We start from the raw sequence: 22,828 nt of genomic DNA, 5'->3' as shown, positions 1-22,828 counted from the left end.
TCGGGGAGGATCTTTCACATGCGGCTGGCCCTGCTGTTCGGATCGCTGACGCTCGCCTTCTTGCTGGCCGTCTGGACCACCCAGGTTCCCAGGCCCCGTCCCGCCGACGCGCCCGTCGCCGCCTTCTCGGCCGCGCGGGCCATGACCGATATCGAACAGATCGCCCGGGCCCCGCACCCGGTCGGCTCGGCCGAGCACGCCCGCGTCCGCGCCTACCTCTCCGCCCGCATGACCCAGCTGGGCCTGTCGCCGCAGGAACAGGCAGGGCCGCTGTCGCCTGGCGCGATCCAGCGGCTACAAAGGGCCGGCGGCGATCCCGACGCCGCGAACAATCAGGCGATCAACCTGGTCGGCGTCCTGCCCGGAAAAGACCGCAGCCAGCCCGCCGTCATGCTGATGGCCCACTATGACACCGTGGTCGGCTCACCGGGCGCGGCCGACGATTCCACCGGCGTCGGCGCCGTGCTCGAGGCCGTTCGCGCCATCCAGGCGCGCGGCCCGGCCGAGCGCGATCTGGTCGTCCTGCTGACCGACGCCGAGGAGCTGGGTCTGGACGGCGCCCGCATCTTCTTCGGCGGGCATCCGCTACGCGACCGCATCGGCGCCGTGGTCAATCTGGAGGCGCGCGGCGGCGGCGGTCGCGCCGCCATGTTCGAGACCGGGCGCGAGGCCGGCCCCACCGTCGACCTGTTCCGCCGCGCCGCCATGCACGCCGATGGCGGGACCACCGCCACCTCCCTGGCCGTCTTCATGTACGAGCAGATGCCCAACGGCACCGACTTCACCATCCCCAAGGATCGCGGGATCGGCGGGCTGAACTTCGCCTTCATCGGCCGCCCGGCTCAATATCATGCGGCCGACTCCACCCCCGACAATCTCGATCAGGGCGCCCTGCAGCATCTCGGCTCTCAGGCTCTCGAGGCCGCCGACGCCCTGCTGCGCGCGCCTGCCCTGCCCGCCAAGGGGCCGAACACCGTCTATGCCGACGTCTTCGGCCGCCTGATGCTCAGTCATTCGGCGGCGACCGGATGGCTCCTGCTGGGCCTGACCGCCCTGTTCGGCGGCTTCGCCGCCTGGCGCGCCCGCCGCGCGACGAACCTGTCCGCCGGACAGGTCGGGCGCGGTCTGCTGGACGGCCTGTGGTTCCTGTCGGCCGGACTGGTTCTGGCCCAGGCCGTGCGCCTGCTGGCCGGGCCGATGTCGAGCCGCGCCGCCTCGTCCGAAACCTACTACATCCTGCTGCGTCGTCTGCCGTGGATGGAGGCCGGCGCCGTCCTGACCATCCTGGCGCTCGCCCTGCTGTTCCTGACCGGCGCGCGCCGGTCGCGTCCGCGCACAGTCGCGGCGACCGTCGCCGTCCTGACCCTGCTGGTCCTGCTGATCGGCGGCTTCAGCCCGGTCCTGCTCGGCGCAGGCGTGATCGCCGTCGGTCTGTCGCTGTGGCCGGTCAAGGCGCCGACCTCGACCTGGGGCGGCTGGCTGGGCCTGATCGCCACCGTCTTCCTGCTGGCCTGTATGGTTCAGGGCGCGGCGCCCGAGGCCGCCCTGCTGTTCGTCTGGCCCGTCCTGCTGGCGGCGACGGCGGCGGCGCTGGCGGCCCTGATCAGTCCGGAGCTGACCCGCCCGGTCAGCCTGATTCCCGCCGCCGTCGCGGGCGTTCTCGGCGGCGCCTGGCTGATGGGTCTGGGCCATTTCGTCTTCCTCGGCGTCGGCATGGACCTGCCCGGCGCCCTGGCCCTGATCGGCCTGCTGGCCCTGCTTTTCCTGCGACCGCTCAGCCCGCCCGTCAGCACGATCCGCCCGGTGCTGATCGGGGCCGCCGCCTGCCTGGTCCTCGCCTGCGGCCTCACCTTCGCCGCGCGTTTCGCCGAGCCGACGCCCGCCGTGGCCCAGAGTCTTCCCTGACCCTGCCCTGACCGCGCCCCGCTGGCGAAACCCCGTCCAAACGTCTATCGCAGCCTGATGTCCCACGATCCCGTTCTCGTCACCGGCTCCGCCGGCTTCATCGGCTTCCACACCGCCCGGCGGCTGCTGGAGCGCGGCGAAACGGTCATCGGCCTGGACAACCTCAACGCCTACTACGACCCGGCGCTCAAGCAGGCCCGCCTGGCTCTGCTGCAAGACCATCCGAACTACCGCCACTACACGCTCGATCTGGCCGACCGCGCCGGTGTCGCCGCCCTGTTCGCCGAGCACGCCCCGCGCCGCGTCGTCCACCTCGCCGCCCAGGCCGGGGTCCGCTACAGCCTCGAAGCGCCCGAGACCTATGTGGATTCCAACGTCGTCGGCTTCCTCAGCATCCTCGAGGGCTGCCGCGCGACCAAGGCCGCCAACCTCGTCTTCGCCTCGACCAGCTCGGTCTTCGGCGCCAACGCCGCCCTGCCCTTCTCGGTGCGCGATCCGGCCGACCACCCGCTGACCGTCTATGCGGCGACCAAGCTGGCCAACGAGGCCATGGCCCATTCCTACGCCCACCTGTTCGGCTTCCCGGCCACGGGCCTGCGCTTCTTCACCGTCTATGGACCGTGGGGCCGCCCGGACATGGCCCTGTTCAAATTCACCCGCGCCATCCTCAGGGACGAGCCCATCGACGTCTACGGCGAGGGCAAGATGAGCCGCGACTTCACCTACGTCGACGACATCGTCACGGGCGTGGTCGCAGCGCTGGATCGCCCCGCCGCCATCGACCCGACCTGGGACGCCAAGGCCCCGAACCCCGCCACCAGCGGCGTCGCCCCCTGGCGCATCCTGAACCTGGGCGCCGGCCGCCCGGTCGCCTTGATGCGCTACATCGAGGTGCTGGAGGAAAAGCTGGGCCGCAAGGCGAAGCTGAACCTCATGCCCATGCAGGACGGCGACGTCGCCAATACCGAGGCCGACGTGACCGACACCCTGGCCGCCCTCGACTACGCCCCCTCGACCCCGGTCGAAGACGGCGTCGGCCGTTTCGTCGACTGGTACTGCAACTTCTACCGCGAGAACTGAGCGCGCGCGGACAGTCGCCGTCTCGACATCCGATTGTCTGGAAACGCCTTGGTGGAGCCGAGGGGAGTCGAACCCCTGACCTCGTCATTGCGAACGACGCGCTCTACCAACTGAGCTACGGCCCCGACCGACAGGCAGAAGCGGGAGATAGAGGGCGGCGCGGGGGGGTGTCAACGGGTCGCGGAGGAATCCTTGGCGTTACCGCAAGGCCCCGCTAGAAACGGGTCTGCATTCAAGGGAACTTCGTTCATGGGCATCGGCGCCGGCGTCATCGGCTTCATCTTCTTCGTGCTGGGCGCGCTGCTGCAGCTTCTGCTGTTCGCCATCATCGCCAATGCGATCCTCAGCTGGCTGTTCGCCTTCGACGTGATCAACTACCGCAACCGTTTCGTGGCCCAGGTGGCCGAGTTCCTGGACCGGTTCACCAGCCCCATCCTGGCGCCGCTGCGGCGGATCATACCGCCCCTGGGCGGCATTGACCTGACGCCGATCGTAGCCTTGCTGATCATCCAGGGCGTGCAGGCCTATCTGCTGCCGCCGCTGCACCTGGCTGCGCTGAACCTTGTCGGCGCATACTGAGACGAAGCGTTGAGACGCGGACACGGGCGGTCAGGAATCTTAATCCCGCCCCATTCCGCCCCTTGCGCCCGGCGGACGGGCTCCTAAGGTGCGCGCGACTGGTCCCGACGGGGCCGCTGAATTCGCGTATTCATGACCACGATCAGGACAGTCGCCGTTATCGGCGCCGGGCAAATGGGTTCGGGCATCGCTCAGGCGGTGGCCGTCGGCGGCCATGAGGTGCGGCTCTATGACCTGTCGGCCGAACGGGTCCCCCTGGCCCTGGGCGAAATCGCGGCCAGCCTGGCGCGTCGCGCCGCGCGCGGCCTGACGACCCAGGCCGAGGCCGACGCCGCCCTGGCCCGCATCCAGCCAGTCGCCTCCCTGGCCGAGGCTGCAAAGGCCGATCTGGTCATCGAGGCCGCGTCCGAGGATGAGGCCGTCAAGAAGTCGGTCTTCATCGACCTGACCCCGCACCTGGGCCCTGACACCCTGCTGGCGTCCAACACCTCGTCCATCTCGATCACCCGCCTGGCCTCGGTCACGGACCGGCCGGATCGCTTCATCGGCCTGCACTTCATGAAGCCGGCGCCGACGATGAAGCTGGTCGAGATCGTGCGCGGCATCGCCACCTCGGCCGCCACCTATGAGGCCGCCGTCGCCTTCGCCGAAAACCTGGGCAAGATCACCACCGAATCCGAGGATTTCCCCGCCTTCATCGTCAATCGCATCCTGGTGCCGATGATGAACGAGGCCATCTACGTCCTGTATGAAGGCGTCGGCGACGTCACCTCGATCGACAAGGCGCTGAAACTGGGCGCCAACCACCCGATGGGTCCGCTTGAGCTGGCGGACTTCATGGGCCTGGACGTGGTCCTGGCCATCATGAACGTGCTCTACGACGGCCTGGCCGACAGCAAGTACCGCCCCTGCCCGCTGCTGGTGAAGTATGTCGAGGCCGGCTGGCTGGGCAAGAAGAGCGGACGCGGCTTCTACGACTATTCCGGCGCCACGCCGGTTCCGACCCGCTGATGCTGCGCCTCGACCGGATCGAGGACCTGCCCGGCCTCAAGCGCGTCGCGCCTCAGCGTTCGACGCAAAGGCTCGTTCTGGCCGCGCTTGCCGCCGCCGCCTGGCCGCCCCTGATCCTGACCCTGATCGTCTGGCCGCCCGAGAACTGGGCTTCGGGCGTCGACACCGACTGGCGGCTGGTCTTGCTGGTCCTGGGCCTGATCGCCGCGCCCGTCGGTCTGTGGCTGCTCCGCCAGACCCATGCGCGGGTCGGTCGCCCCTCGACCCGTCTCGGCGTGGTCTGCCGCTTCATGGTGTTCGGCGGATTGCTGGCCGCCGGAGTCCAGACCCTGATCGCCGTCATCATGTCCCTGTTGTCGGTGATCGCGTCACAAAGCCTGATCCAGGGCCTGGGCGCGATGGAGACCACCCTGTTGATCTTCGGCGTCGCGGGCCTGCCGCTGGCGGTGCTGGTGGGCGTCAGCTACGCCCTTTGGGCCGGTCTGTGCGTGGCCTTCATCGCCTTTGCGCCCGCCCCCGTCGTCAAGAACCGCATGGGCCTGATGCAGAACGGCGCCGGCTGACATTACGGCGATTTAAGGTGCCCCGGCGGGTCCAAGCCCCCATGAGCAGTCTGCTCTTTGGGGGAGAGGCGAAGCTGTGACGGATCAGACTATTTTCACGGAAGAACCGCGGCCTGTGTCCGCCGGCGCCCGCATCCAGACTCTGGACGTGCTGCGCGGCGCGGCTGTTCTGGGCATCCTGGCCGTCAACGCCGCCGCCTTCGCCCTGCCGATGATGACGATCGAGATGACGAGCGGCCAGTCGCCCTTTCCGGCGGGACCCAATGCGTCGGGCGTGGCGCAATGGGTCGTGGCCGTCTTCTTCCAGCAGAAGTTCGTCACCCTGTTCTCCATGCTGTTCGGCGTGTCGATCTTCCTGGTCGGCGGCGAACGGGGCGACGAGGCGAAGGGGCGCGTCCTGCGTCGCCGCCTGCTGTTCCTGGCCCTGTTCGGCCTGATCCACGGCGCGGCCTTCTGGTATGGCGACATTCTGCTGCTCTACGCCTGGTCCGGCCTGTTCATGATGCTGATGCGGTCGATGCCCGCCCGACCGTTGATCTGGATCGGCGCCGGGGCGACCGTCCTTCTGGCGACGCTCCAGGCCGCAATGATGCTGCTGACAGTGCATTTCCCCGAGGCCATGAGCAGCGGCGGCGCCTCGGACGGGGCGGTCGCGGCCTCGATCGCCGCCTATCAGAGCGGCTGGGCAGGCGCGGCGCTGGAGAATCTGAAGGCCTGGGCCGTCGCCCAGGGCATGAGCCTGCTCATGTATGTGTTCTCGACCGTGCCGTTGATGATGCTGGGCCTGGGTCTGTTCAAGGCGGGCTTCTTCCACGGGCGGGTTCCGACGCGCGTCTACGGGATGCTGATGGCGGCCGGCGCGGCGGTTCTGGCCCTGCTGGGCGTGCTGGAATGGCTCGAGATCCAGGCCGGCGCCGACGTCGAGGCGACCGGCGGCTGGGCCATGGCGGTGGGTTCCTATCCGCTGATCATCACCCTGGCCTACGCCTCGGTGCTGATCCTGCTGACGACGCGCGGCGTGGGCTGGCTGCGCAAGAGGCTGGCGCCGGTGGGGCGGATGGCCTTCACCAACTATCTGACCCAGACCCTAATCATGACGACCATCTTCTACATGCCATGGGGGCCGCGTCTGTTCGGTCAGGTCGACTATCCGATGCAGTGGGCCATCGTCGTCGGCGTCTGGGCGCTGCAGCTGATCTGGTCGCCGCTGTGGCTGTCGAGGTTCACCATGGGGCCGTTCGAGTGGTTGTGGCGGCGTTTGAGCTATGGACACGATCTGCCGCTGCGCCGCACGGCCTGAGGGCGTCGGGCGGACTGTGAGTTGCGGCGGCGGAACTGATGGCTTAATCGCCGCCCCATGACCGACGAAGCCCCCATCCGCCCCGAAGCCCGCTCGCCGCGCGGGTTCGCCGACCGTCGCGGCCGCGACCTGACCGCCGAGCGCCGCATCGTCGCGCGCGTGTCCGAGGTCTATGAGCGCTGGGGCTTCGAGGCGCTGGAGACCCCGGCCTTTGAATACGCCGACGCCCTGGGCAAGTTCCTGCCCGACGCCGACCGCCCCAACGAGGGCGTCTTCGCCCTGCAGGACGACGCCGGATCGGAGGAGCCGGGCGAGTGGATGGCCCTGCGCTACGACCACACCGCCCCCCTGGCCCGCTTCGCCGCCCAGAACTGGGAGACCCTGCCCAAGCCCTTCCGCCGTTACGCCTACGGCCCGGTCTGGCGCAACGAGAAGCCCGGTCCCGGCCGCTTCCGCGAGTTCTGGCAGTGCGACGCCGACACCGTCGGCTCCGACCGCCCCGAGGCCGACGCCGAGATCATCGCCATGGGCTGCGAGGGCCTGCGCGCCGCCGGGCTCGGCGACGGCCAGTCGGTGATCCGCGTCTCCAACCGCAAGCTGTTCGACGGCCTGTTCGACGCCGGCGGCGTGACCGACGCGGTCCAGCGCCTGACCGCCCTGCGCGCCGTCGACAAATACGACCGCCTGGGTCTGGAAGGCGTGCGCGCCCTGCTGGGCGAGGGCCGTCTGGACGAGTCCGGCGACTACACCAAGGGCGCCCGCCTGCCCGCCAGCGTGATCGGCGCGGTCGAAGCCTTCCTCGTTTCCGCCGAGACCCCCGGCCTGAGCCGCGCGGGCGTGCTGGACGCCGTCGCCAATGCGGGCGCCGGTCTGGGCGTGGCGGGCGAAGCGGCCCTGGCCGAGCTGTCGGCCATCGACCGCGCCCTGACCGCCATGCGCGTCGGCGAGGCCGAGGTGAAGTTCGACCCGACCATCGTGCGCGGGCTGGAATACTACACCGGCGCGGTCTTCGAGGCCGAACTTCTGCTCGACACCAAGGACGACAAGGGCCGCACCGTACGCTTCGGCTCCATCGGCGGCGGCGGTCGCTACGACGACCTGGTGGCGCGCTTCACCGGTCAGTCGACGCCCGCCACCGGCTTCTCCTTCGGCGTCTCGCGCCTGGCCTCGGCCCTGCGCGCCGCCGGTCGCGGCGCCGATGACGCGACACGCGGCCCGGTCGTGGTCATCGTCTTCTCCGAGGACGACATGCAGCACTACCTCGACGCCGTGTCGGAACTGCGCGCCGCCGGGATCGCCGCCGAGCTCTACCTCGGTCGCGCCGGCATGAAGGCGCAGATGAAGTACGCCGACCGTCGCGGCTCACCCGCCGTGGTCATCCTCGGCGGCGACGAACTGGCCGCTGGCGAAGTCACCATCAAGGATCTGGACGCCGGACGCGCCCGCGCGGGCGCGATCGCCGACAACGAGGCCTGGAAGGCCGAACGCCCCGGACAGCAGAAGGTGGCTCGCGGCGATCTGGTCGCAACCATCCGCAGCATTATCGAATAAGCTTCGAGTAAATCCGCGTTGCGGACATGGGTTATCGACGTTTAGTCATAAATGCCTGCTTTTTGGCGCCGGACTCGATTGACTTGCCCCCCGCCTTCGCGTCATTTGGTCTCACTCGAGAGGCGCAGCGATCAAACGCAGCGACATCTTGAAGGCGTTTCGGGGAGGAAACGTCCGCTCCTTAGAGAGCGATAAAGCCCGCTGCGATGTATCCCCCGCAGCGGGCTTTTTCATGCCTGAAACCCAACTGATCCGCCCACAGATCGACAGGACAGCGCTCAATTCTCGAATGATCGTCGACAATTTGAAGCCCCATGAAAAAGGGCCGGAGCAGCGACGCTCCGGCCCTCTTCATTCATCAAACGACGCCCTTACCAGATGCGGACGCGGTCTTCCGGCGCGAGGTAGTACTTGTCGCCCGGCTTGACGCCGAAAGCTTCGTACCAGGCGTCGACGTTGCGCACCGGCCCGATCACGCGGAACTCGGCCGGGCTGTGGGGGTCGGTGGCGATCTGGTTCTTCAGCGCGTCCTCACGGTACTTCGACTGCCAGACCTGGGCCCAGCCGTAGAAGAAGCGCTGGTCGCCGGTCGTCCCGTCGATCACCGGCGCAGGCTGGCCGTTCAGCGACAGGTGATAGGCCTCCAGACCCACGGCCGTGCCGGCGGCGTCGCCGATGTTCTCGCCCATGGTCAGGCCGCCCTGGACGTGGAAGCCCGGCAGGGGCTCATAGGAGTCGTACTGGGCGCCCAGGCGCTTGGTCAGACCTTCGAAATTCGCCTTGTCCTGATCGGTCCACCAGTTGCGCAGCACGCCGTCGCCGTCGGACTTGGAGCCCTGGTCGTCGAAGCCGTGGCCGATCTCGTGGCCGATGACGCCGCCGATGCCGCCGTAGTTGACCGCCGGGTCCGCGCTCGGGTCGAAGAAGGGCGGCTGCAGGATGGCGGCCGGGAAGACGATCTCGTTATTGGCCGAGTTGTAATAGGCGTTCACCGTCTGGGGCGTCATGCCCCACTCGTCCTTGTCGACCGGCTGGTTCAGGCGGTTCAGTTGATAGTTCCACTGGAACTGGCCGATGCGCTGGGCATTGCCGAACAGGTCGTCGGCGCGGATATCCAGGGCCGAATAGTCACGCCACTTGTTCGGATAGCCGATCTTGACGGTGAACTTGCGCAGCTTCTCCTGGGCCGCCGCCTTGGTCTCGGCGCCCATCCAGGTCAGGTTGTCGATACGATGCGACAGGGCGGTGCGCAGATTGGCGACCAGCTCTTCCATCTTGGCCTTGGACTCGGCCGGGAAGTATTCGGCGACATACAGTCGACCCGCCGCCTCGCCCAGGGCCCCCTCGGCGAAGCTGATGGCGCGTTTCTCACGCGTGCGCTGCTCGGGCTGCCCCGCCAGGTCGCGCGCACGGAACTCCCACTGGGCGTCCGCGAAACGCTTCGACAGATTGGGCGCGGCGTCGTCGGTCGTGTGGAAGGCCTGCCAGGCCTGCAGCGTATCGACCGGGGTCTCGGCGAAGATGGCGGCGATCTTGGGCATAGCCGTGTTCTGACGCACGATCAGTCGCTCGATGGACCCCAGGCCCGCGGCGTTGAAGTAGCCGTTCCAGTCGAAGCCGGGCGCTTCAGCCGCCAGGGTCCGGATGGTGTATTCGTTGTAGGTCTTGTCGCGGTTGCGGTTTTCGATCGGGGTCCAGTGCGCCTCGGCGATCCGCGTTTCCAGCGCCAGGATGGCGGCGGCGTGGCCCGCCGGATCAGCCCAGCCGATGTTGGTCAGCATCCGCTCGATATAGGCCTGGTACTTCTCTTTCTTGTCCGCGAAACGCGCGCCCAGATAATAGTCGCGGTTCGGCATGCCGATGCCCGACTGGCCGGTCGTCACGGCGTAACGCGTCGGCTGCTTCTGATCGATGGTGATGCCCGTGCCGAAGAAGGACGAGCCCACGCGCCCCTGGGTCTGTCCCATATAGGCGGCGATCTTCTCGTGGGTGTCGGCGGCGCGGATGGCGGTCAGGAAGGGCTGCAGCGGCTGGGCGTCCAGCGCTTCGATCCGGGCTTCGTCGGTGTAGCTGCGATAGGCGTCAGCGATCTTCTGCTCATCAGAGCCGGCGGTCAGGTCCGTGCGCGCGGCCAGCCCCTGAACCAGGGCCTTCATGCGATTGTCCGACAGTTCGCGCAGCAGGGCGAACGAACCGTAGGAGGTGCGGTCGGACGGTATCTGGATCTTGTCGAAGGCCGCGCCGTTGGCGTGGCGGAAGAAGCTGTCGCCCGGCGAAACCGAGGTGTCGCGTCCCGCCAGATCAAAACCCCAGGTTCCGTACTTGGGCGCTTCCGTGCCCTGCCAACCCTGGGCGCCGCCCTGGGGCGCCGGCGCCTGGAACAGTTCGAACACGGTGCAGGCGTCATCGACGCAGGCATGATCATGACCGTCATGCGCGAACGCAGCGGCCGGCATCAACAGGGCGCCGACGGCGGCCCCGACAAGCAATTTCTTCATTCGTAAGCAATCCTCATGGGGCCCCAACGCCCGTTGGTCCGGACCCTAGTCCCGGCCCGGACGACGATGCGTCTTAAAAAAAGTTCATCTAGGGCGCGACCCCGCTCGCCATACTGTGATCGCATGCGCCACAATAGGCCCACGGAGGCGCGATGACGCAGGGACACGGCGGCGAATATCGGGATCTGGTCGTCTTCCTGGCGGCGGCGGGCGTGGTCGTGCCCCTGTTCAATCGCCTGAAGATCAGCCCCGTCCTGGGCTTTCTCGCCGCAGGGGTCCTGCTGGGGCCTGACGGTCTGGGGCGCTTCGCCCAGTCAGACGGCTGGCTCAGCTGGCTGACGATCGGCGATCAGGCGCAAATCCGGCAACTCTCCGAACTGGGCGTCGCCTTCCTGCTGTTCATGATCGGCCTGGAGCTTTCGTGGGAGCGGTTGAAGGCCATGCGGCGCCTGGTCTTCGGTCTGGGCATGCTGCAGATCGCCGCCTGCGCCGTCGCCATCGCCATCGTCTTCATGGCCCTGGGCCAGCCTCTGGCCGGCGCTGCGGTCCTCGGCATGGGTCTGGCCCTGTCATCGACCGCCGTGGTCATGCCCGTCCTGGCCGCCCAGGGGCGGATCAACAGCGAGACCGGCCGCGCCACCTTCGCCGTCCTTCTGGCCCAGGACGTGGCTGTCGCCCCCATACTGATCACGGTCACGGTCCTGGCCACGCTCGCCCAGAGCGGATCCTCGGTGGAGCCCGCCGAGTTGGGGCGTGCGCTCTTCACCCTGGCGCCGGCGGCGGGCGGGCTGTTCCTGATGGTGCTGCTGGGCCGCCTCGTACTGCGCCCCATGTTCCGCTCCGTCGCCCGCGCCCAGCATCGTGGCGAAGGACGCGAACTGTTCGTCGCCGCCTCGCTTCTGGTCGTGGTCGCCGCCGGCCTCGGCGCCCAGGCGGTCGGCCTGTCGATGAGCCTGGGCGCCCTGGTCGCCGGCGTCCTGCTGGCCGAAACCGAGTTCCGGCGCGAGGTCGAGGTCGCCATAGACCCGTTCAAGGGCTTGCTGCTCGGCGTCTTCTTCATCGGCGTCGGCATTGGGCTGGATCTGGACGCGGTGGCCGCCGACCCGACGACCGTGCTGGGCCTCGCCGCCGGTTTGATCGTGCTGAAGGCTCTGATCATCTTCATTCTGGCCCGCGCCTGGGGCCTGGCCGCCCGCTCGGCCATCGAGACGGCCCTGGTGCTGGGCCCGGCGGGCGAGTTCGCCTTCGTCATCCTGTCCACCGGGCTGGTCGAGGGCCTGGCGACACCGGAACTGACCCGCAAGGCCATGCTGGCGGCCACGCTCAGCATGTTCACCGTCCCCCTGCTCGCCGTCCTGGCCCGCCTGCTGACCGAACGCGCCGCGCCCGTCGCCGATCCGAAGGTCGAAGGCCTGTCTCCGGACGCCGCCGTCCTGGCGCCCGACGGGGCCGTGCTGATCGTCGGCTTCGGTCGGGTCGGGCGGCTGGTCGGCGAACTTCTGGTCGAGCACGATCAACGCTTCATCGCCCTGGACGCCGACCCGACGTCCGTCCGCGCCGGTCGCGCCGACGGCCATGAGGTCTATTACGGCGACGCCGCTCGCCCCGAGATGCTGAACGCCTGCGGCCTGTCCGCCGCCCGGGCCCTCATCGTCACCATGGACAGCCCCGCCAAGGTCGATGAAGTGGTCAAGACCGCTCGCGCCCTGCGGCCGGACCTGATCCTGATCGCGCGCGCGCGCGACGACCACCACGCGGCGCGGCTCTACGCCCTGGGCGTCACCGACGCTGTGCCCGAGACAACCGAGGCCAGCCTTCAATTGGCGGAGAACACCCTGGTCGATCTCGGCGTGCCCATGGGACTGGTTCTCGCCTCCATCCACGAACGTCGCGACGGCTTCCGCCGAACCTTCCAGGCGGCCGCTCCCAACGATCGCGGGACGCGACCCGCGCGCGCCTTCCGCTCTGTTCGGGCGACGGCCACGCCTCCTGCTGACGACTGATCGTCTACGTAATATTCCTTATGAATATTGCGCTTAAGGCCAAGCTTCGACAGGATTTGCTCTCGTTTCATGACCCATTTTGGTCATTGTTCGGTGATGAAAGTTCGCCTTCCCCCCTGGGACGCTAGTCGACGTCTTGCACCAGGTTCACGCCGAGGCGGCGCAAACCTGAGCTGACGCGGTTGTCGCCCTCCACGACCGGCGGGCGTCAGCCCTTCCCGAGCCAGAGTAGTTAATTGATGCGTGAGACCACCCTGTCCGCCCCCGAGACCGCTGAAGCCGAGGGTCAGCCCCGGCTGAACCGCCGCCAGGCCGCCAAGATCCGCACCCGTCAGAAGGTGCTGGACGCCGCACGCGCCCTCTTCGCCGAGCGCGGCTACGACGCCGCCACCATCCGCGACATCGCCAAGGGCGCGGGCATGTCGACCGGCGCCGTCTTCGCCAACTTCCAGGACAAGGCTGAACTGTTCGAGTGCGTCTTCGCCGAGGAAATGGGCGGCCTGCTGCAGGACATCCAGACCGCCGCCGGCCATGACGGCCGCGTCGCCGAGCGTCTGGCCGAGGGCCTGACCGCCGGCTACCATCGCTCGCTGGAGCACCTGCCGCTAATGCAGGCCATGATCGCCCGCTCGTGGTTCCAGCCCGAAGCCGCCGACGAGCGTTCGCGCACCTTCGTCAAACCGATCATCGAGGCCATCATCGCCGTGCTGCAGGGCGGCATCCGCGAGGGTGAACTGCGTCAGGACCTGGACCAGATGGTCATGGGCCGGATGATCTGGGACGTCTTCGTCGCCAACTTCCGCTACGCCGCCTACGACCACTGGGGCATCGAGGAGCTGACGCCGCACATCCGCAAGCAGCTGGACCTGATCCTCTCCAGCCAACTCGCACGGCAGTAAGAACCGCCGCATTCTTGGAGGGCCGCGGTCGTCGGCCCTCCGGGACCTCCCGACCCGACGCGGCCTGGCGCTTCGCGCGCCTAACCGAGCACCGTCGTGCTGCTTGAAGAGCCGAATGCGCTCAAGCTGCGAGGGTCCGCGACCCGAGCATAGCGCACTAGAAGAGCTTCAGCTCTTCCAGCGCAGCACCACTTCCTTGATCGGGTTGACGAAAGCGCGGCCTTCGGCGCGGCTCTTCGTCCATTCACGCTTCAGCTGCTGATACCACTTGGCCTGCTTGTCGGCGTCGTCGATCCAGATCAGGGCCGGGTCGTATTTCAGCCCCTCGTTCTGCAGGTTCACCATGCCGCCGTCCTGCTTCAGGAAGGCGACCACGCCCATCCGCAGGAAGGGCTTGGCGATCCCGAACACCCAGTGATCGGACCAGAAGATCTGGGTGATCCGCGTCTTGGTCTCGGTGACAGGCGTCAGGCAGGTCAGGGCCAGCACCTGTCTGGCGCCCACCTGGATATGCTCCCAGCGATAGCCGGGCAGGCGGAAGGTGATCTCGGTCGCCGGCGCCCCGCCCAGGATCTTGTAGAGGCGGCTGTTCGACGACGGGGCGTGGCGCACCATGGCCCAGCCATAGTCGCGCGGCGCAAAGGTCTTGGCCTTCTCGTGCATCGAATGCTCGGATCTCCACCACCACTGCTGGTGAACGAAGGGTCCGTGGGCCGGGTCCATCAGGCCGACGACGGCGTGGTCGATATGGCTGTCGAAATCCATCGCCTCGACCAGCCTGGCCTCGCCCTCGGCGCCAGGGAAAAGCGGCGGCTCATGGTCCGGCTCGGACGGGTTGCGCGCGTCGGCGGCCATCCAGACAAAGACCAGACCCTGGCTCTCGCGCACCGGATAGGACCGCACTTTGATACGGTTCGCCTCGAAGGCCTGATCCTCGACCAGGGACGGAATGGCGGCGCAGACGCCGTCGGGGCGGAAGCGCCAGCCATGATAGGGGCACTCGATCGTCTCGCCCTCGCCCGGCTTGTCCACCAGACGCCCGGCTGACAGGGGCGCGGCGCGGTGAGGACAGATGTCGCGCATGGCGTAAACCTCGCCCGCGCGGGTCCGGCCGACCAGCACCGGCTCGTCCATCACCTCATAGCGCTTCAGGCTGGCGACCGGCACATCCCGCGCCAGGGCCACGAAATACCAGGCGTCACGCACGAAGCCCTTGCCGAAGGCGGTCGGCGGAGCCTTGGCTTCGGGGGCGGTCGCGGAGGGTGCAGCAGCGTCAACGGTCATGGCCGCTATCTAGCAGCAGGCGCCGCCTGTCGTCCAAAGCCCATTCCCTTCCTCGCTCGATGAATTAATCTGGGTCAAATTCTTCGGGGAGAGGACTTCATGATCCGCGCCGCTTACATCCTGGCTTCCGGGGCAGCCGCCCTGCTGCTGGCCGCCGCCCAGCCCGCCCTGGCCCAGGACGGCCACACCAATCACGCCGCCGGTCATGGCCATCAGCACGCCGCCTTCGCCTCTGACCGGATCCATGTGGCCGTCGAGGGCCAGGGCCCGGACGTCATCTTCATCCCCGGCCTCAGTTCCTCGCCCGCCGTCTGGCAGGGGACGGTCGATCACCTGAACGGCGCCTACCGTGTTCACCGCGTCCATGTACAGGGCTTCGCCGGCGCCCCGGCCAAGGGCAATGCAACCGGCCCCGTGGCCGCCCCGGTGGCCGAGGAGATCGCCCGCTACATCCGCGAACAGGGCCTGACCAGGCCCGCCGTCGTCGGCCACTCCATGGGCGGGACCATGGGCATGATGCTGGCCGCGCGTCATCCCGATCTGGTCGGCAAGCTGATGGTCGTGGACATGATCCCCTTCATGGGCGCCATGTTCGGCCCGCCCGGAACCACGGCGGAAAGCGTCGTCCCCGTCGCCGATCAGGTCTATGCCGCACAGTCCGCCAGCCCCCGCGATCAGTATCTGACCCAGGCCAGGGCCGCCGTCACCGGCATGATCAAGACCGAGGCCGCCCGCTCCGGCCCCCTGGCCGATGTGGAAAACAGCGACCAGCAGGTCTCGGCCGCCGCCTTCCGCGAACTGATCGTCACCGACCTGCGGCCTGAGCTGGGCAAGATCACCGCCCCGGTCGAGGTCCTCTACGTCAAGTTCAACGACCCGCGAATGACCGACGCCATCACCGACGCCATCTATCAGATGTCGTTCGCCAACCTGCCGGGCGCCAGGCTGAAGCGCATCGACGACAGCGCCCACTTCATCATGCTGGACCAGCCGACCGCCTTCTACGGCGACCTGGACGCCTTCCTGGCCCGATGAACCACCCGGCCGCGGACCGGATCATCGGCCTCTATCAGGACAAGGCCGCAGACTGGATCCGCGACCGGGGCGCCGCCCTGCGCCAGCATGAAGGCGATTGGGACGAGGTCGCCTGGCTGGACCGTTTCACGGCGGACTGGCCGCCCGGCGCCCGTGTGCTGGACGTCGGCTGCGGCTCGGGCTGGCCCATGGGCGCCGCCCTGCTGGAGCGCGGTTTCAAGGTCATCGGCCAGGACGCCGCGCCCGACCTGATCGTCCACGCCCGCGCCACCCTGCCCTCGGGCGACTGGCGCATCGGCGACATGCGCGAGGCTCTGCCGGAGGGCGTCTTCCACGGAGTTCTGGCCTGGCACAGCCTTTTTCACCTGACGCCCGAGGCCCAGACCCTGCTCCTGCCGGCGCTGGCCGCCCGCGTGGCCGACGGCGGCCGACTGATGTTCACCGCCGGCCCCGCCCATGGCGAGGCGATCGGGGAATGGCGGGGCGAACCCCTTTATCACGGCAGCCTGGCCCCGGAGGTTTACAACAGCCTTCTGATCGAGGCCGGACTGACGGTGGAGAACAGCGGCGACAACGGGGTCTGGCTGGCCCGGCGCGCCATTCTTTCGGCGAAATAGACGCTCACGCTTGCGTGAACTCAAGCGGGGCGTTTTCTGCAGCGACATGACCGGCTAGGGTCGCGTCGCTGGCAAGAGGGACTTTCATGGCGCGTAAAGACGGCGGACCGGACCGCAACGAGCACGGCGGCGGCAGGAAACCGCGCCGGTCCTTCCTTGGCAACCTCTTCTACTGGGGCGCGGTTCTGGCCGTCTGGGGCCTGATCTTCGCGGTCGTCTTCTTCGCGATCTTCGCACGCGACCTGCCGGACACCTCCAGCCTGTATGAGGTCGATCGCCAGCCCTCGATCACCTATCTGGACCGCTCCGGGGCCCTGATCGCGGTGCGCGGCACCCAGATGGCGCCTCCCGTCGATCTGGACGCCCTGCCCGACTACGTCCCGGCCGCCTTCGTCGCCATCGAGGACCGTCGCTTCTATCACCACCCCGGTTTCGACCCGATCGGCATGAGCCGGGCCATGGCCTCGAACCTGAAAGCCGGGCGTGTGGTCCAGGGCGGATCGACCATCACCCAGCAGCTGGCCAAGAACCTGTTCCTGACGCCCGATCAGAACATGAAGCGCAAGGTTCAGGAGCTGATGCTGGCCGTCTGGCTGGAGATGAAGTTCACCAAGAAGGAAATCCTCGCCCTCTATCTGAACCGGGTCTATTTCGGCGCCGGCGCCTATGGCATCGAGGCCGCCTCGCAGCGCTACTTCGACAAGAGCGCCGACAAGCTGACGGTCGGTGAATCCGCCCTGCTGGCGGGCCTGCTCAAGGCGCCGTCGCGCTATTCTCCCGTGTCCGAGAGCGAACGCGCCGCCACCCGCGCCAATGTCGTGCTGAACGAAATGGTCGAGGTCGGCGCCATCACCCCGGCCCAGCGCGACGCCGCCGTGGCCGAGCCGGTCCGCGTCTCGCGCACCCTGGCCAGCCAGCACGCCCAGTATTTCATCGACTGGCTGGACAAGCAGATCCGCGGCCTGGTCGGCGAACCGACCGAGGACATGGTGGTCGAAACCACCCTGGACCTGACCCTGCAGACCGACGCCGAACGCGCCGTGCGCCGCATCCTCGACCGCGACAAGGGCCGGGGCGTCGAACAGGCGGCCCTGGTGGCCCTGGACGGCGAAGGCCGGGTCCGCGCCATGATCGGCGGCGGCTCCTACGCCGACAGCCAGTTCAACCGCGCCACCGACGCCCGCCGTCAGGCCGGCTCGGCGTGGAAGCCCTTCGTCTATCTGGCCGCGGTCGAGGCCGGCTACACCCCGACCACCCCGGTCGTGGACCAGCCCGTCACCATCGGCGGCTGGTCGCCCAAGAACTATTCCGGCAACTTCTCGGGCCAGATGACCCTGGCGCAAGCCGTGGCCCAGTCGACCAACACGGTCGCCGCCTATGTCGCCGATCAGGTCGGCCGCGACGCCGTGGCCCGCGCCGCCCGTCGCCTGGGGATCAGCAGCGAGATCGGCCTGCAGCCGTCGATGGCCCTGGGCGCCGTCGAGGTCAGCCCGCTGGAGATGGCCCAGGCCTATGACGCCTTCGCCAACGGCGGCAAGCGAGTCGAGGCCTGGGGCATCAGCCGCATCCGCACCCCCTCGGGCCGCGTCATCTACAGCCATGGCGCCGGCGAAAACGGCCAGACGATCAACAACCCGTCGCTCTACTACATGAACCAGATGCTGCGCGGCGTGATCACCTCGGGCAGCGGTCGTTCGGCGGCCATCGGCGGACGCGACATCGCCGGCAAGACCGGCACCACCTCGGACTACAAGGACGCCTGGTTCGTCGGCTACACCGGCGGCTTCGTCGCCGCCGTCTGGGTCGGCAAGGACGACAACAAGGCCATGCGCGGCGTGACCGGCGGCTCCTCGCCTGCCGCCATCTGGCGCGGCTTCATGGAGGCCGCCCTGCCCCGGCTGGCGGTCCAGCCCATCCCCAACGGTCCGCCCCTGCCCGAAGGCTGGGTCGCGCCCGATCCCGTCGGCGACATGATGGGTCAGGTTCAGGACCCCTACGCCCAGCCGGTCGAGGGCGAGCCCGGCCCGCCCATCATCGACGGCCAGCCGGTTCCGACACCCGCGCCCCTGCCTGGCGACCAGCCCGTCATCCGGCCGACCTCGCCTCAACCGACCGTCAAGGAAGCCCCCCGCGCGGAGAAGAAGGCCGACGCCGACTTCTTCTAGGCAGGTGAAGGCGGCTAGCGCCCCACGGCGTGCAGGGCCGCGCCGTGGTCGCGCAGCCATTGGCGGAACGGCCGATGGTCGCCGACCAGTCGATGCACCACCGCCCAATAGGCCGGGCTATGGTCGGCGTGAACCAGATGGGCGACCTCGTGCGCGGCCAGATAATCCGCCACCTCGGCCGGGGCCATGATCACCCGCCACGAATAGCGGATCGAGCGGTTGTGCGGACTGCACGAGCCCCAGCGCGAACGGGTGTCGACGATCGACACCTTGACCGGTTTCTGGCCCAGCGCGCTCAGATGCACCTCCGTGCGGGCGACCAGAAACTCTCGCGCCGCCCGCTTGAACCAGTTCTCGACCCGGCGCGAGAAGGCCTCGCCCTCGCCGCCCGAGCGGATCACCGGCCCCTCCGGCGTCTCGACCAGACGCGCCGCCCCGGCCCCGCCGACCGCCTCCAGCCGCACGCTGCGGCCCAGCCAGGACACGGTCGCGCCGGGCTCCAGCGGCGTTCCCGCCACCCGCGCGGCCAGCCGGTCGGCGATCCAGTCGGACTTGGTGCGCGCAAAGGCCACCACCTCGCCCAGACGCCGTTCAGAGGGCGCCACGGCCACGGCTTCGCCGGCGCGGGCGTCGATGCGGATCGACAGCCGCCGCGCGCGCGGATTCACCGACAGGCGAAGGGCGCCCCCGCCCTCAAGCGGCAGCCGCTGACCGTTCCGATACTGCACTCAGGGACTCGTTCTGGGCGATGAAGTCGCGCACCCGCGGATAGATCTCGTCGCGGAAACGGCGGCCGTTGAAGACGCCGTAATGGCCCACGCCCGGCTGGACATAGAGCAGGCGGCGGTCATCAGGGATATGGGGCGTCAGACCGTGCGCCGCCTGGGTCTGGCCCACGCCCGAGATGTCGTCCTTCTCGCCCTCGACCGTGGCCAGGCCGATGTCGGTGATCGCCGTCAGATCGACCTTCTGTCCGCGATGCTCCAGAAGGCCGCGCGCCAGCAGGTGCTGCTGGAAGACGATATCGATGGTCTGGAGATAGAACTCCTCGGTCAGGTCCAGCACCGACAGATACTCGTCGTAGAACTGCTCGTGCTTCTCGACCCCGTCGCCGTCGCCGACCACCAGGCTCTCGAAGTAGCGGTGATGGGCGTCGACGTGCTTGTCCTCGTTCATCGACATGAAGCTGTAGAGCTGGACGAAGCCCGGATAGACGCGGCGCCCGAACCCCGGATAGGGCCAGGGCACGGTGTGGATCATGTTCGACTTGAACCAGGTGAAGGGCTTTGCCTCGGCCAGCTGGTTGGTCACGGTCGGCGACAGGCGAGCGTCGATGGGCGAGCCCATGAAGGTCATGGAGGCGGGCCGGTTGGGGTCGTTTTCGGCCGCCATGACGGCGCAGGCCGCCAGCACCGGCGGGCCCGGCTGGCAGACGCCGACGACATGGGCCCGCGGACCGATGGCCGTCAGCATGGCGCGGACGTGGTCGATGTAATCGTAAAAGTCGAAGCGGCCTTCCAGCACCGGCACCTGCCGGGCGTTCTCCCAGTCGCTGACATAGACGTCGTGGTCCTGAAGGAAGCCCTCGACCGTGCCGCGCAGCAGGGTGGCGTAGTGGCCTGACAGGGGCGCGACGATCAGGACGGCGGGAGCGTCGGTCGGCTTGCCCGCCTTCTTGAGGTCGCCCGCGTCGCGCTTGAAGCGCACCAGCCGACACCAGGGCGAGGACCAGACGACCTGCTCGGTCGTGCGCACCGCATGACCGTCGATATCGAGGGTCTCAAGCCCCCAGGCGGGCTTGCCGTAGCGCCGCGTCAGGCTCTCGAACACCTCGGCCGAGGCGTAGGCCGTGCGGCCGATGGCCGTGTCCGAGGCCGGATTGAAGGGCGACGTCCAGAACTGGCGGGCCATCTGGGCCCCGATCCGGAACGGCGTCGCCGAATGATAGGCGAGCTCGTGAAATGCGTAGAGCATGAAACCCCGACTGCGGCCCCCGCCGATGCGGCAGTGCAGCATATAACGCATTCAGACGCAAAACAGACCAAGGTCGCCCCCGATCAGGGAAAGGTGATCAGCCGCGCTCCATGGCGTTCTCGATCAGCTTCACGGTCCGGTCCGGTCCCAGGTCATGGGCCACGGCGCTACGGAACTGGCCGTCCGGCCCCATCAGATAGACGGTCAGGCTGTGGTTCATCGTATAGCCCTCGCCCTCTCCGACCTTCTGGTAGAAGGCGCGGTATTCCTTGGCGACCTGGGACGTCTGTTCCGGCGTGCCGGTCAGGCCGATGACGCCCGTGGGGAAGCCGTCCGACGACAGATAATCCTTCAGCAGTTGCGGCGTGTCGCGCTCGGGGTCGATGCTGATGAAGACGATCTGCAGGTCCCTGGCTTTGTCGCCGAGGTCCTTTTCTAGGCGCTCCTGCACGGCTTTCAGCACGCCCAGCGTCGTCGGGCAGTAGTCAGGGCAGTAGGTGAAGCCGAAGAAGACCAGGGTCCACTTGCCCTGCAGGATCGACTGGTCGACCACCTGCCCGTCCTGGTTGGTCAGGGTGAAGGGGCCGCCGACGGTCGGCTGGCCGGTTCCCGTTTCCGCAACCTGAGCCGACTGCTCGCGGCCCTTGACCACGACCATGGTGATCAGCCCGAGCGCCAGGGCGATGACCGCACAGGCGGCGGCGAACAGAATAACGGGACGACGCGGCATCGGCTTCTCCTGCGACGGCGAGGGTGCAGCCGTCAGCTTGGCGGTCTATAGAAGAGGCGTGAGCAGCACAGAAGCCCCCTCCCTGTCGCAGGCTGTGAAGGCCGCCGGCCGCCCCGGCGTCATGGAGGCCCTGCGCGAGCGTCCCCGGCGCGGGCGCGGGCTGTCGTTGCGGACCCTGATCGTGCTGCGCTGGCTGGCCGTCTTCGGCCAGACCTGCGCCATCCTGACCGCCTATTTCGCCCTGCACTTCCCCCTGCCCCTGTGGGAGTGCCTGGCGACCATCGGCGCAGGGGTGGTGATGAACCTGGCCACCATGGCTCGTGCCCGCCGCATCGACGGCAGCCTGCCCAACGGCCCGCAGACGGCGGCCCAGCTGGGCTTCGACATCCTGCAACTGGCCACCCTGCTGGCCCTGACCGGCGGGCTGGACAACCCCTTCTGTCTGTTGCTGGTGGCGCCGGTGACGATCGCGGCGGCCTCCCTGCCCTCGCGTCAGGCCCTGGTGCTGGGGGTCATGGCCCTGATCGCCCTGGCCGTCCTCTTCTCCTGGTCCCTGCCCCTGCCGTGGCGCCTGCACGAGCATCTGGTCCTGCCGCCCCTCTACCGCTTCGGCATGGGCCTGGCCCTGGCCACCGGGGTTCTGTTCACCTCGGGCTATGCCTGGAAGGTGGCCGCCGACGCCGAGAAGCTGGAACTGGCCCTGGCCACCACCCAGGACGTGCTGCAACGCGAACAGAGGCTGGCGGCCCTGGGCGGTCTGGCCGCCGCCGCCGCCCATGAGCTGGGCACGCCGCTGGCCACCATCCAGGTGGTGGCCAAGGAACTGCTGCGCGCCTCGCCTCCCGACAGCCCGGTGGCCGAGGACGCCGCCCTGATGCTGCAGCAGGCCGAGCGCTGCCGCGACATCCTGAAACAGCTCTCGGCCCAGCCCGAGGAAGGCGACGCCCTCTACGCCGACGTCGATTTGAAGGCCCTGCTGGAAGAGGTGGTCGAACCGCATCGCGGCTTTGATCTGGACTTCCAGACGGCTGTGAAGGCCCCGCCGGGCCAGCCCCTGCCCCGCGTCCACCGCCTGCCCGAGGTCATCCACGGCCTGTCGACCCTGATCGAGAACGCCGCCGACTTCGCCCACAGCCGGGTGCGCGTCACCGCCATCGTCGACGCCGGCTGGATCGAGATCGACATCCTCGATGACGGTCCGGGCTTCGCCTCGGAAATCCTGCCGCGCCTGGGCGAGCCCTATGTCACCAGCCGCCCCCAGGCCAAGGCGCGCCGGGCGCTCGCGGCCCAGATCGCCGCCGCCGCCTCACCCGGCGGCTCACGCGCCAGGGGCCGCAAGACGCCGCCTCCCGTGACCGCCCCCATCGCCCCCAGCCAGGGCGGCATGGGCCTGGGCTTCTTCATCGCCCGCACCCTGTTGGAACGCAGCGGCGGCAAGGTCTCGGTCGGCTCCGGCGACGGCGAGAAGGGTCAGCCCAAGGGCGCCCGCGTCACCGTCCGATGGCCGCGACAGGCCTTGGAGGTCGCCGATCCCGCCCTTGAACCCCGCAGCGCCCAGGTGGAACCTGATGTCGCAGTCAGGAGCTAAAACCTTGACCATGCGGCGCAGACGCACGACCTGAGCGTCAGGAGAA

Annotated in this window: 18 protein-coding genes and 1 tRNA gene; 13 read left to right on the top strand and 6 right to left on the bottom strand. The window is 68.5% G+C overall.

All coding sequences use genetic code 11. From position 1 onward, the window contains the following. Nucleotides 1–18: 18 nt before the first annotated feature. Nucleotides 19–1,905, top strand: a complete 1,887-nt coding sequence (locus ACZ5XO_RS00740; RefSeq protein ID WP_464163440.1) for a M20/M25/M40 family metallo-hydrolase — start codon at nt 19–21, stop codon at nt 1,903–1,905. A 57-nt stretch (nt 1,906–1,962) separates the two neighbouring features. After that, nucleotides 1,963–2,985: an NAD-dependent epimerase gene (locus ACZ5XO_RS00735; RefSeq protein ID WP_464163439.1), complete on the top strand. Its 1,023-nt coding sequence runs from the start codon at nt 1,963–1,965 to the stop codon at nt 2,983–2,985. Nucleotides 2,986–3,034: 49 nt separating this feature from the next. Here the strand turns inward: ACZ5XO_RS00735 and ACZ5XO_RS00730 are convergent. Beyond that, a tRNA-Ala gene (locus ACZ5XO_RS00730) sits at nt 3,035–3,110 on the bottom strand. A gap of 124 nt (nt 3,111–3,234) precedes the next feature. Between ACZ5XO_RS00730 and ACZ5XO_RS00725 the strand changes: the two genes are divergently transcribed. The 5 genes from ACZ5XO_RS00725 (at nt 3,235) to hisS (ending at nt 7,989) form a co-directional block, all read left to right on the top strand. Further along, nucleotides 3,235–3,564: a YggT family protein gene (locus ACZ5XO_RS00725; RefSeq protein WP_464163438.1), complete on the top strand. Its 330-nt coding sequence runs from the start codon at nt 3,235–3,237 to the stop codon at nt 3,562–3,564. A 132-nt stretch (nt 3,565–3,696) separates the two neighbouring features. Further along, on the top strand, nt 3,697–4,575 hold the full coding sequence (locus ACZ5XO_RS00720) for a 3-hydroxybutyryl-CoA dehydrogenase (RefSeq protein WP_464163437.1): 879 nt from the start codon (nt 3,697–3,699) through the stop codon (nt 4,573–4,575). After that, nucleotides 4,575–5,138, top strand: coding sequence for a hypothetical protein (locus tag ACZ5XO_RS00715; RefSeq protein WP_464163436.1), 564 nt, complete (start codon nt 4,575–4,577; stop codon nt 5,136–5,138). Before ACZ5XO_RS00720 ends, ACZ5XO_RS00715 begins: the two co-directional genes overlap by 1 nt. Nucleotides 5,139–5,253: 115 nt before the next feature. Continuing rightward, nucleotides 5,254–6,438, top strand: a complete 1,185-nt coding sequence (locus ACZ5XO_RS00710; protein WP_464163435.1) for a DUF418 domain-containing protein — start codon at nt 5,254–5,256, stop codon at nt 6,436–6,438. A 57-nt stretch (nt 6,439–6,495) separates the two neighbouring features. After that, a complete protein-coding gene (gene hisS, locus ACZ5XO_RS00705; protein ID WP_464163434.1) occupies nt 6,496–7,989 on the top strand; it encodes a histidine--tRNA ligase in 1,494 nt (497 codons plus the stop codon). A gap of 371 nt (nt 7,990–8,360) precedes the next feature. Here the strand turns inward: hisS and ACZ5XO_RS00700 are convergent, their stop codons facing one another. Beyond that, entirely contained in the window at nt 8,361–10,487 is a 2,127-nt protein-coding gene (locus ACZ5XO_RS00700; RefSeq protein ID WP_464163433.1) for a M13 family metallopeptidase, read from the bottom strand. A gap of 152 nt (nt 10,488–10,639) precedes the next feature. Between ACZ5XO_RS00700 and ACZ5XO_RS00695 the strand changes: the two genes are divergently transcribed. Continuing rightward, nucleotides 10,640–12,490, top strand: a complete 1,851-nt coding sequence (locus ACZ5XO_RS00695) for a cation:proton antiporter domain-containing protein (protein WP_464163432.1) — start codon at nt 10,640–10,642, stop codon at nt 12,488–12,490. A 239-nt stretch (nt 12,491–12,729) separates the two neighbouring features. Then, complete coding sequence (locus ACZ5XO_RS00690; protein ID WP_464163431.1) at nt 12,730–13,389, top strand: TetR/AcrR family transcriptional regulator; 660 nt, start codon at nt 12,730–12,732, stop codon at nt 13,387–13,389. A gap of 168 nt (nt 13,390–13,557) precedes the next feature. Here ACZ5XO_RS00690 and ACZ5XO_RS00685 read toward each other — a convergent pair whose 3' ends face one another. Beyond that, the gene (locus ACZ5XO_RS00685) at nt 13,558–14,673 is read right to left on the bottom strand and encodes a Rieske 2Fe-2S domain-containing protein (protein WP_464163430.1); all 1,116 of its coding nucleotides are present in this window, start codon (nt 14,671–14,673) and stop codon (nt 13,558–13,560) included. A gap of 99 nt (nt 14,674–14,772) precedes the next feature. On the opposite strand from ACZ5XO_RS00685, the gene ACZ5XO_RS00680 reads away from it, so the two are divergent. The 3 genes from ACZ5XO_RS00680 to ACZ5XO_RS00670 all read left to right on the top strand — a co-directional run bounded on the left by ACZ5XO_RS00680 (nt 14,773) and on the right by ACZ5XO_RS00670 (nt 18,490). Further along, entirely contained in the window at nt 14,773–15,708 is a 936-nt protein-coding gene (locus tag ACZ5XO_RS00680) for an alpha/beta fold hydrolase (RefSeq protein WP_464163429.1), read from the top strand. After that, nucleotides 15,705–16,325, top strand: a complete 621-nt coding sequence (locus ACZ5XO_RS00675; RefSeq protein ID WP_464163428.1) for a class I SAM-dependent methyltransferase — start codon at nt 15,705–15,707, stop codon at nt 16,323–16,325. The genes ACZ5XO_RS00680 and ACZ5XO_RS00675 overlap by 4 nt, the downstream gene beginning before the upstream one ends. 86 nt (nt 16,326–16,411) lie before the next feature. Continuing rightward, the gene (locus ACZ5XO_RS00670) at nt 16,412–18,490 is read left to right on the top strand and encodes a transglycosylase domain-containing protein (RefSeq protein WP_464163427.1); all 2,079 of its coding nucleotides are present in this window, start codon (nt 16,412–16,414) and stop codon (nt 18,488–18,490) included. A 14-nt stretch (nt 18,491–18,504) separates the two neighbouring features. On the opposite strand, the gene ACZ5XO_RS00665 is transcribed toward ACZ5XO_RS00670, so the two are convergent. The 3 genes from ACZ5XO_RS00665 to ACZ5XO_RS00655 form a co-directional block, all read right to left on the bottom strand. After that, nucleotides 18,505–19,218 (bottom strand): M48 family metallopeptidase, encoded by a 714-nt coding sequence (locus ACZ5XO_RS00665; RefSeq protein WP_464163426.1) that lies wholly within the window; start codon nt 19,216–19,218, stop codon nt 18,505–18,507. Next, nucleotides 19,184–20,464: a polyhydroxyalkanoate depolymerase gene (locus ACZ5XO_RS00660; RefSeq protein WP_464164946.1), complete on the bottom strand. Its 1,281-nt coding sequence runs from the start codon at nt 20,462–20,464 to the stop codon at nt 19,184–19,186. Before ACZ5XO_RS00660 ends, ACZ5XO_RS00665 begins: the two co-directional genes overlap by 35 nt. A gap of 97 nt (nt 20,465–20,561) precedes the next feature. After that, the gene (locus ACZ5XO_RS00655; protein WP_464163425.1) at nt 20,562–21,194 is read right to left on the bottom strand and encodes an SCO family protein; all 633 of its coding nucleotides are present in this window, start codon (nt 21,192–21,194) and stop codon (nt 20,562–20,564) included. Between the two features lie 58 nt (nt 21,195–21,252). On the opposite strand from ACZ5XO_RS00655, the gene ACZ5XO_RS00650 reads away from it, so the two are divergent. Continuing rightward, nucleotides 21,253–22,782, top strand: coding sequence for an ActS/PrrB/RegB family redox-sensitive histidine kinase (locus ACZ5XO_RS00650; protein WP_464163424.1), 1,530 nt, complete (start codon nt 21,253–21,255; stop codon nt 22,780–22,782). Nucleotides 22,783–22,828: the final 46 nt, after the last annotated feature.

The organism is Brevundimonas sp. T2-11, assembly GCF_055397675.1.
This window is presented reverse-complemented; position numbering and strand designations above follow the sequence as displayed.